This is a genomic window from Hansschlegelia beijingensis (assembly GCF_045505405.1).
GTDB classification, from domain to species: domain Bacteria; phylum Pseudomonadota; class Alphaproteobacteria; order Rhizobiales; family Methylopilaceae; genus Methylopila; species Methylopila beijingensis_A.
Window position 1 is genome coordinate 1 of sequence record NZ_JBJKEX010000112.1, and the last position, 8,452, is coordinate 8,452.

10 protein-coding genes are annotated in these 8,452 nt (G+C 67.5%); 4 read left to right on the plus strand and 6 right to left on the minus strand.

The annotated features are described in order from the left end of the window. Positions 1-32: 32 nt before the first annotated feature. The 4 genes from ACIKT0_RS09130 to ACIKT0_RS09145 all read left to right on the plus strand — a co-directional run bounded on the left by ACIKT0_RS09130 (position 33) and on the right by ACIKT0_RS09145 (position 2,425). Positions 33-1,163: a flagellar basal body P-ring protein FlgI gene (locus ACIKT0_RS09130; protein ID WP_407105056.1), complete on the plus strand. Its 1,131-nt coding sequence runs from the start codon at positions 33-35 to the stop codon at positions 1,161-1,163. Then, positions 1,163-1,492: a rod-binding protein gene (locus tag ACIKT0_RS09135; RefSeq protein ID WP_407105048.1), complete on the plus strand. Its 330-nt coding sequence runs from the start codon at positions 1,163-1,165 to the stop codon at positions 1,490-1,492. Before ACIKT0_RS09130 ends, ACIKT0_RS09135 begins: the two co-directional genes overlap by 1 nt. Further along, positions 1,489-1,974 carry a hypothetical protein gene (locus tag ACIKT0_RS09140; protein WP_407105049.1) on the plus strand — a complete coding sequence of 162 codons (486 nt, stop codon included), beginning with the start codon at positions 1,489-1,491 and terminating at the stop codon, positions 1,972-1,974. The genes ACIKT0_RS09135 and ACIKT0_RS09140 overlap by 4 nt, the downstream gene beginning before the upstream one ends. A 124-nt stretch (positions 1,975-2,098) precedes the next feature. Continuing rightward, positions 2,099-2,425 carry a hypothetical protein gene (locus tag ACIKT0_RS09145; RefSeq protein ID WP_407105050.1) on the plus strand — a complete coding sequence of 109 codons (327 nt, stop codon included), beginning with the start codon at positions 2,099-2,101 and terminating at the stop codon, positions 2,423-2,425. A gap of 6 nt (positions 2,426-2,431) precedes the next feature. Here ACIKT0_RS09145 and ACIKT0_RS09150 read toward each other — a convergent pair whose 3' ends face one another. The 6 genes from ACIKT0_RS09150 to ACIKT0_RS09175 all read right to left on the minus strand — a co-directional run bounded on the left by ACIKT0_RS09150 (position 2,432) and on the right by ACIKT0_RS09175 (position 8,355). Further along, the gene (locus ACIKT0_RS09150) at positions 2,432-2,761 is read right to left on the minus strand and encodes a flagellar biosynthesis regulator FlaF (RefSeq protein WP_407105051.1); all 330 of its coding nucleotides are present in this window, start codon (positions 2,759-2,761) and stop codon (positions 2,432-2,434) included. Beyond that, positions 2,733-3,167, minus strand: a complete 435-nt coding sequence (locus ACIKT0_RS09155) for a flagellar biosynthesis repressor FlbT (protein ID WP_183395387.1) — start codon at positions 3,165-3,167, stop codon at positions 2,733-2,735. The genes ACIKT0_RS09150 and ACIKT0_RS09155 overlap by 29 nt, the downstream gene beginning before the upstream one ends. Before the next feature lie 85 nt (positions 3,168-3,252). Next, a complete protein-coding gene (locus tag ACIKT0_RS09160) occupies positions 3,253-4,440 on the minus strand; it encodes a flagellin N-terminal helical domain-containing protein (protein ID WP_407105052.1) in 1,188 nt (395 codons plus the stop codon). 185 nt (positions 4,441-4,625) lie between these two features. After that, entirely contained in the window at positions 4,626-6,215 is a 1,590-nt protein-coding gene (locus tag ACIKT0_RS09165; protein WP_407105053.1) for a flagellin N-terminal helical domain-containing protein, read from the minus strand. Between the two features lie 153 nt (positions 6,216-6,368). Then, positions 6,369-7,925, minus strand: a complete 1,557-nt coding sequence (locus ACIKT0_RS09170; protein ID WP_407105054.1) for a hypothetical protein — start codon at positions 7,923-7,925, stop codon at positions 6,369-6,371. 52 nt (positions 7,926-7,977) lie between these two features. After that, on the minus strand, positions 7,978-8,355 hold the full coding sequence (locus tag ACIKT0_RS09175) for a flagellar basal body rod C-terminal domain-containing protein (protein ID WP_407105055.1): 378 nt from the start codon (positions 8,353-8,355) through the stop codon (positions 7,978-7,980). Between the last annotated feature and the right edge of the window lie 97 nt (positions 8,356-8,452).

An 8,452-nucleotide genomic window follows, 5' to 3' on the forward strand; every position in this document is an offset into this window, starting at 1 on the left:
CGAGATCAAAACCCTTCACGAAGCCGCGGCCGATGTTCTGGTTGACGCCGTGCCGGGCGATCACCGCGACGGCGGCCGCGTCCTTCTGCGGGCCCGACGGCGGGCCGGGCAGGGGAGGGGTGACCTCGCGCATCAAGGATCTCGCCGACATCGAAGGCGTCCGCGAAAACCAGCTCGTCGGCTACGGCCTGGTGGTCGGCCTCAATGGCTCGGGCGACACCCTCAACGCGGCGCCCTTCACCAAGCAGAGCCTGCAGTCGATGCTCGAGCGGCTCGGCGTCAACACCCGCGGCGCCATCCTGCGCACCAAGAACGTCGCGGCCGTGATGGTGACGGCCAATCTGCCGCCCTTCGGCACCCAGGGCACCCGCATCGACGTCACCGTCTCGGCGCTCGGCGACTCCACCAGCCTGCAAGGCGGCACGCTGATCGTCACGCCTCTGATGGGCGCGGATGGCGAGGTCTACGCGGTCGCGCAGGGCTCGGTGGCGGTGATCGGCTTCAACGCCCAGGGCGAAGCCGCCCAGGTGGTGCGCGGCGTGCCGACCGCGGGACGCATCTCAAACGGCGGTCTGATCGAACGCGAGATCCCGTTTGCGCTGAACAACCTGTCGACCGTCCGCCTCGCGCTGCGCAATCCGGATCTCACCACCGCGCGCCGCGTCGCGGCGGCGATCAACCAGTTCATCGGCAAGGGCGTCGCCGAGCCGCTCGACCCGTCCTCCGTCGCGCTCAAGATGCCGAAGGGCTATCAGGGCAACATCGTCCAGTTGCTGACGGAGGTCGAGCAACTGCGCGTGGAGCCCGACCAGCTCGCCAAGATCGTCATCGACGAACGTTCCGGCATCATCGTCATGGGCCAGGACGTGCGGGTCTCCACGGTGGCTGTCGCGCAGGGCAACCTGACCGTGACGATCACCGAGACGCCGGTCGCCAGCCAGCCGGAGCCGTTCACCGACGGCGAAACCGTGGTGACGCCGCGCACCGAAATCTCCGTCGACACCGACAAGAACCGCCGCCTCGCGATCGTGCGCGAGGGCGTCAACCTCCGGCAGCTGGTGGACGGACTGAACGCGATCGGCGTCGGGCCGCGCGACCTGATCGCGATCCTCCAGGCCATCAAGGCGGCGGGCGCGCTGCAGGCCGAGATCGAGGTGATGTGATGGCTGAAGCCGCCACGCCCGCCGCATCGACCCTCGCCGCGCTCGGCGCCCAGAAGGCCTATGGGGCGAAGTCGCCCGTCAAGGCGAATGACCGCCTCGAGGCCGCCGCGCAGGATTTCGAGGCAGTCTTCCTGACGCAGATGATGGAGCAGATGTTCTCCGGCCTCGGCGATGCCGGGCCGCTCGGCTCCGGCGAGGGCGGCAGCGCCTATCGGTCGATGCTCGCGGACCAGTACGGCAGGACCATCGCGGCCGCCGGCGGAATTGGTCTGGCGGACGACGTCCGCCGCGAACTCATAGCGATCCAGCAGGGGGATCAGTCCTCATGATCAATCGACGCCGGGCGGTTCCGGCCGCCGCGCAAATGTCTCCGCTGTCCGTGCGGGAAGCCGCTGAACGTCTGGAGCGCACCGCCGACACCGTCGCGCGACTGACGGCCGTGATCGTCGAGGAGACGCGCCTGGTGCGCGCCGGCGCCTATGGCGCGGCCGACGGCCTGCGGCAGGCGAAGGGCGAGCTTTCCGGGCGCTACATGCTCGATGTGAAGAGCCTGCAGGCGAGCGTCGAAGCGGTGGCCGCGCAGCCGCGCGAGGCGGTGGGGGAGGTGGAGCGGCTGCACGTCGCCTTCCGGGCGGCGCTGGACGAGAATCTCGCCGTTCTGGGGACGGCGCGTTCGGTCGCCGAGAGCCTGCTCCGCGGCGTGGCCGAGGAGGTCGGCGCTCGCGCGGCGCCGAGCACTTATGACGCGCGCGGCGGCTCGCGCGACCAGCGTCCGTCCGCCGCCCCGATCTCGCTGTCGCGCGGGGCCTGAGCGCGAATCGACGGGTATCTCAGAAGCAGGCGTTAACCCCATCTCCTAACATGGAATTAACGCGGCCTCCGGCAGGATGGATAAGCGCGCAGGCTCGTCGGCGCGCGAATCCTCGGAGGACGAGATGGACTCTGCGATCGGATCGCTGGTCACGCCTGCTTCGGCCCTGAGGGCGCCGGGCGCCGGCGGCGCGCGCGTCGAGCCCGCGACCGAGCCGGCGAGCCTGGGCGATCAGCGGTCTTCTGGCCCCGCCGCCTCCCGCCCCGACGCCTCCCGGCGGGAGGTGCTGGAGGACGAACGGACCGGAACCTTCGTGTTCCGGCTGGTCGACGTCGCGACCGGACAGGTGACCTCGCAGACGCCCACCGAGGCGCGCCTGAAGCTCAGGGCCTATATCGATGCCCTGGTCGCGGACAATGCGCGAGGCCCCTCGCTCGAACGGTTCGTCTGAACCCGCTCAGCCCCTCAGGCCCTCTGCGATATTGCGGTTGATGTTGATCAGCGCGGTCAGCTGTTCGGCGCGAGGCTCGGCCTCGACCGAGGAGCAGCGGCCAAGCACGAACAGCGCGATCTTGCGGATGTTGGCCTTGGTGCCGGCGTCCAGCGGGTTCTCCGCCCGCATCACCGAGCTCAGGAACACGGTCCAGAGCTTGCGGTTGAAGACGGCCGCCTGACGGGCGCCGGACTGATCGAAGGGGCTGGAGGTCTGCGCAGCCGCAAAGCGGGCTGCGGCTCTCAGAAGAAGTTGAGCGTCCCGTTCACGCGGGTTCGCCGTCGTCTGAGCCATTCTCGCGTAGGCCTGCGCTCCGCTCTGCATGCTCGAATATACTCGCCTCGTACGCAACCAACTTGCGCGCTTCCCGGAAAGCTTTGTAAAGCGCCCCGGTTAAGACGCAGTTATTCATGCGCTCGACGATTTCGAGCATGCTCGGCGCAGCTTTCAGCGCGTCTCGGGTCAGCTCCGTGTAGATCGGCAGCAACCGGTCCGTGGATCCGGCGAGATACATCATCTGGACGGCGTAGCAGATGCGTTTGGCCGGCGTGTCGGCCCCGTCTTCCTGCAGAATGTCACGCTCTCGCAGGACCGGGTCCTGGCCGTCGATCAGCAGGCTGGTCCGCGAGGCGCCGTTGGTCACCACGGAGCGGCCGATGACGATGCGCTCGCCGGGCTTGAGTTCAACTTTCAGGGTCATGCGGCGACAGATAGCACAGCTTCAAAAACGAAGCGCGGCGGAGGCCTGAGCCTCCGCCGCGCTTCGCAGGAGAGATCGAGAGAATTCAGCGCAGGAGCTGGAGGATCGCCGCATCCTGCTGCGTCGAGATGGAGAGCGAGGAGACGATCAGCTGCTGCTTGGTCTGCAGCGTGGCCAAGTTGGCGGCTTCCTCGTTGGTGTCGGCGGCGGTGAGCGAGTTGGCGCCGTCCTGCAGGGTGCCGACCATGTCCTTGGTGAAGGTCTCGCGGGTCTGCACGATCTGCAGCTGCGACCCGAACTTGGCCGACTGCGCCTCGATGATCTTGAACGACTTCTCGATCTGGTCGAGCACGCCGTTGATCGAAGAGGAGTCGTAGAAATCCTCGGCCGCGATCGACGACAGGCCGACGCCGTTGGCGTCGAACTGCACGCCCTTGACGTTGAGCTTGGAGGATCCGTCCTCGTTGAAGATGACGTCGAGATCATCGCCCATCAGCAGGTTGACGCCATTGTAGTTTGCGTCCTTGGCGATGGTGTTGATCTCCTTCAGAGCGGCGTTGTAGTCCTCGGCGAAGTCGGCGCGCTTCTGCGCGGCCAGCGCGTCGAGGACCGGCGCGCTGAACGTCAGCGTGGTGAAGGCGTTAGTGGCGCCCGTCGCGGTGCCGGAGATCGCCGGCGGCGTCGAATTCGCAACCGAGTTGTCGGCCTCGAGCTTCAGCTTGTGGGTGGTGGCGTCGAAGGTCGCGTCGAGGAGGACGTTGTTCTTCTCGAAGAAGGCGTTGAGCTCGTCCAGCGTGTCGACCTGGTTGGCGCCGGTTCCGAAAGTCACCGTGACGTTGGCGCCTTCCTTGTCCTTGACGATCAACGTGTCTCCGCTCGCCAGCACGGTTCCGCCGAGAAGGTTCTTCGCGGTGACGCCGTCGCCCAGGGCGTCCGACTCCACGCCTGCCTTGGTCTCGACCGCGAGCGGCGACTGAAGCGCCGACCTGGCCGTCGCCTTGAGCGTGTTGACGATGTCCGTGATCGCCTTGATGCCGTTGTCCGCCGCCTTGAGCGTCTGGACCGAGGATCCGACCGTGTCGAGCAGGGTGTTCAGGTCGCTCGCCCGCCGGTCCAGCGCGTTCGCCGTGAAGAAGCTCGACGGGTTGTCAAAGGCCGAGTTGACCTTCTTGCCGGTCGACAGCCGCTGCTCCGTCTGAGCGAGGAGGTCGGTCGTCGACTGGAGACTCCGGAGGTTGGAGCGGATAGCGGAATTGAGAACGACGTCGGCCATTGAAGGGCTCCTAACGGGAGACGCCTCAGCAGGGCGCGGACGTAATCTAGGCTTGTTAACCTTAATGAGCCGTTAAGGTTAATTCCTCGTTGCCAGTGCCTTGCGCGGGCTCGGTCGGTGAAACGAGAAAGGGCGGAAGCCGAAGCTTCCGCCCTTCCCAGAAAGGTCTGTGAGACCGCTTGCGATCAGCGCAGCAGGCTGAGGATGCTCTGCTCCTGCGAGGTCGAGATCGCCAGCGAGGAGACGATCAGCGACTGCTTGGTCTGGAGCGTCGCGAGGTTCGCGGCCTCCTCATTGGTGTCGGCGTCGGTGAGGGCGCCGGCGCCGTCCTGCAGCGTGCCGACCATGTTCTTCGTGAAGGTCTGGCGCGTCTGCACGATCTGCAACTGCGAGCCGAACTTGGACGAGGTCTGCTCCAGCGTGGCGGCCGCCTTGTCGAGCTTGTCGATGATCTTGTTGATCGAGTTCGAGTCGTAGAAGTCGTCGGCGCTCAGCTCCGTGATGCCGAGGCTCGCGGCGTCGAAATCGACGCCCTTGACGTCGAGCTTCGACGAACCGTCCTCGTTGAACACGATGCTGAGGTCGTCGCCGTTGAGCAGGTTCACGCCGTTATAGCTGGCGTCCTTGGCCAGCGACGAGATCTGCTTCAGCGCGTCGTTGAAGTCCTTGCGATAGTTGTCGCGGGTGTCCTTGCCCGCGCCGCTGACGACCGGGGCCGAGAAGGTCTTGGCCGCGAACGCCGCGCCGGAGGCCGTCGCGCTGCCCTCGAGGTCCACCGGGGTCTTGTTCGCGGCGGCGTTCGAGGTCGTGAGGGTCAGGGTGCCCTTCTTGGTCGCGGTGTCGACGGAGACCGAGGCCTCGAGGTCGACATTGTTGTCCGAGAAGAACTTGTTGAGCTCGTCCAGCGTGTCGATGCCGCTGGAGCTGAAGGTCACCGTCTTGGTGTTGCCGTCGCGGTCCTGGACACTGAGCGTCTGGCCCGAGAGGCCGCCGGTGGGCGCGCCGCGGGCGGTGGTGCCGGCGGTGAGGCCGAGCTTGGTGAGCGTGGAGCTCGAACCGCCGATCGTCAGGTCGCTGGTCGTGCCGGTGCTGAGGGTCAGCCTGCCGGTGGCCACCGTGGACGCCGTGCCGGCGCCGGTGATGCTGTCGATCTTCGCGAGCAGATCACCAACATCGTCGGTGATGTTGACCTGGTTGCCGGTCGCCCCCGACGCCACGAACTCGATCTCCGTGCCATTGACGGTGATCTTCTCGCCAGCGGTCAGGCCGCTCGCCAGGTTGTCCGAAGTCGTGCCGGCGGTGCCGGACAGCTTGGTGTTGGCGGTGATGGCGGCCGCGGTGCCGGTGTTGTCGTTGTTGAGCGCCGAGCCCGCGACCGTCGCGTTGGTGGCCGTGCCGCCGAGCAGGTTGGTCTCGGACAGGTTGTCGATCGCGGTGGAGCTGATCGAAGCCTTGGTGGTCACCGCCTGCGGGGACTGCACCGCGCTGCGGGCGGTCGCCTTGAGGCTCTCGATGACGTCGTTGATCGCGGTGATGCCGTTGTCGGCCGCCTTCAGCGTCTGGACCGAGTTGGAGACGCTGTCGAGCATGTTGTTCAGGTCGCTCGCCCGCCGGTCGAGAGCCTGGGCGGTGAAGAAGCTCGAGGGATTGTCGAGCGCCGAATTGACCTTCTTGCCGGTGGAGAGCCGCTGCTCCGTCTGGCCCATCAGCTCGGAAGCCGACTGGAGGGAACGGAGGTTCGAGCGAACGGCAGCGCTCAGGGAAACGCCAGACATGCCAGTCTCCTGTCCTAGGAGTTTGATGTGACGCCCCGTCCTGAGGCGTGCGAGGACAGTCTGGCTTGGCTCGCTAATCGCGGGTTAAAGGCCCGCTTGGTTCCACCCCTCGGCCGCAGATCTTCACGGCATGGTTAAGAGACTTCTACCGGGTCAGAGGAAGTTGACGAGGCTGAGGTTCTTCAGCGTCGCCGTCGCCTGGTAGCTCGCCTGAAGCTGCGTCTGCAGCGCGAGGATCTTGAGCGTCACCTCGTCCTTGTCCGCGCTCTCGACGTTGGAGAGCGCGTCCTGGGCCATCGACTTGGCCGCCGCATGGCGAGCGGTCGCCGCCTTGATGGCGTTGTTGGCGGAGGCGAGGTCCGTCGCCATCGTCCTGACGGCGGCCGTGGCGTCGCTTGAGCCGAGCGCGGTGATGGTCCGGTTGGCGAGCGCCGAATAGCGGGCCTTGGCGTTGCCGTCATCAGCCGAGAAGGTGATCGCCGAGAACACGGCGAGGTTCTGCACCACCTGGCGCGTCCCGGCTTCATTGGCCCGCGCGCCGTAGGCGACCGCGACCCCGTCGTCGATCTTCGCCGCCGCGGTCTTCCGGGGATCGTCGGTACCCGTCTCGCCGACATACCAAGACACGGTCTTCTCGGCGGTGTCGGTCGTGTCGAGCGCGGTCGCGTTCTGAAGCGCGGCGACGCGCGCGGCGTCGCTCGCATAGCTCCCGTCGAAGCCGGCGACGCGGGCCGGACCGCTCCCGGCGGGGGCGTTGAAGAATTCCTCGCCGGCCTGGACCGCGGACGCCGCGACCAGCGCAGTGTCGGCGCGTGTCTTGAGGGCGGCGTCGAAACTCGCCCGCATGTTCGCGGCGGTCTGCGCGGGCGTCGCGCCGACGTGGAACTCGCCGGGCGCGAGGGCGGACGCGTCGTCCGCGGCCTTCGCGGTCAGCACGATCTCCTCGGTCGAGCCATCCGGCAACGTCAGCCCGACCCGCGTCTGGTCGCCGGTCCTGGGTTGTCCCGTCACGCCGAGCGTGATCGTCGCGGGAGAGCCGGTCGGGCCGCTCGCGACCCCGCCGGTCATGGAGGACGACAGCGACGAGATCTTGAAGCCGAACGGCCCGGAAGCCTCCTCGGCGACGCTGAATGACGAACCGGAGACCGCGGAGACGTCGATGCGGCCACGGCCGTCGGCGCCGAGGTCCGCAAGCTTTCGCTCCGCGATCACGGTCCGCAGGCCGGCCTTGCCGGCGTCGTCCGCAAGGATCGCGTCGGCGGAAAGCACAGGCTTCGTATCGGCCGTACGTCCCGAGAATACGAAGCGCCCGCCGACGTCGGTGTTGAGCTGCGAGATTGCGTCCTGCAGGTCGATCGCCGCCTGAGACTGCGTGACCGTCACGGAGCCGGTGGTGAGGGTGAAGTCGTTCGGGTCGACGAGCTTGTATTCGGCGCCGATGTCGTCGAGGCGCTGCAGCGCCGTGCCCATGATGGCGAGCCGCGTGCCCACGGTCGCGGCCGTCGCGTCGTAGGAGGACAGGGCGGCGAGCTTCGCCCGCATCGCGAGCGAGGTCGCGCGGCCGTCGCCGAGCCCCGCATAGGTCGCCGACACCATCCCGGTCGAGAGCTGCCGCGTCAGGTCGTTCAGCTGGGACCTGCTCTTGGCCAGCGCGTCGACGAGGCTGGGGCGGCCCACGCCGCTCGCCGCATACGGTCCGATCGAGGTCATGGTTCAGGCCTTGTCCGCAGGCGCGCGGCGCTGGAGGTCATTCGGCCGCGCATCAGACGTTCATCAGCATGTCGAGCATCTCCCTGACCGCCGTGATCACGCGCGCATTGGCGCTGTAGGCGGTCTGGAGCTGGATCAGCTTGCCCATCTCCTCGTCGGTGTCGACGCCCGAGGATTCCGAGAAACGGTCGGTCAGCGCGGAGACGACCAGCGACTGGCCGTCTGCGATCCGCGTCGCGGCGGCGCTGGCGCTCGCCTGCATGTTGATGACGCCGCCGGCGAACTCGACGACCGAGCCCGTGAAAGGCGAGGCCGCGCCGCCGAGGCCGGTGTCGGCGCGGAAGCTTATACGCGCCGCCAGGGCGTCGCGCAGGAAGGCCGGATCCTGCTCGCGGCGCCGCTGACGGAGGCCGACCTTGATGTGGTTCATGTCCACGGGCTGTGGATGTACCTCTCTATCGCAGCGCGGCGCTGGGCGGCCGCCTCCGGCCGCCGCTACGTGGTCAGCCCGCATGGCATGCTCGACC

Bases quoted from the DNA above. Each gene is read 5' to 3' on its own strand.
- ACIKT0_RS09130 (WP_407105056.1), top strand. From the start codon at position 33: ATGTTCTGGTTGACGCCGTGCCGGGCGATCACCGCGACGGCGGCCGCG.
- ACIKT0_RS09135 (WP_407105048.1), top strand. From the start codon at position 1,163: ATGGCTGAAGCCGCCACGCCCGCCGCATCGACCCTCGCCGCGCTCGGC.
- ACIKT0_RS09140 (WP_407105049.1), top strand. From the start codon at position 1,489: ATGATCAATCGACGCCGGGCGGTTCCGGCCGCCGCGCAAATGTCTCCG.
- ACIKT0_RS09145 (WP_407105050.1), top strand. From the start codon at position 2,099: ATGGACTCTGCGATCGGATCGCTGGTCACGCCTGCTTCGGCCCTGAGG.
- ACIKT0_RS09150 (WP_407105051.1), bottom strand. From the start codon at position 2,761: ATGGCTCAGACGACGGCGAACCCGCGTGAACGGGACGCTCAACTTCTT.
- ACIKT0_RS09155 (WP_183395387.1), bottom strand. From the start codon at position 3,167: ATGACCCTGAAAGTTGAACTCAAGCCCGGCGAGCGCATCGTCATCGGC.
- ACIKT0_RS09160 (WP_407105052.1), bottom strand. From the start codon at position 4,440: ATGGCCGACGTCGTTCTCAATTCCGCTATCCGCTCCAACCTCCGGAGT.
- ACIKT0_RS09165 (WP_407105053.1), bottom strand. From the start codon at position 6,215: ATGTCTGGCGTTTCCCTGAGCGCTGCCGTTCGCTCGAACCTCCGTTCC.
- ACIKT0_RS09170 (WP_407105054.1), bottom strand. From the start codon at position 7,925: ATGACCTCGATCGGACCGTATGCGGCGAGCGGCGTGGGCCGCCCCAGC.
- ACIKT0_RS09175 (WP_407105055.1), bottom strand. From the start codon at position 8,355: ATGAACCACATCAAGGTCGGCCTCCGTCAGCGGCGCCGCGAGCAGGAT.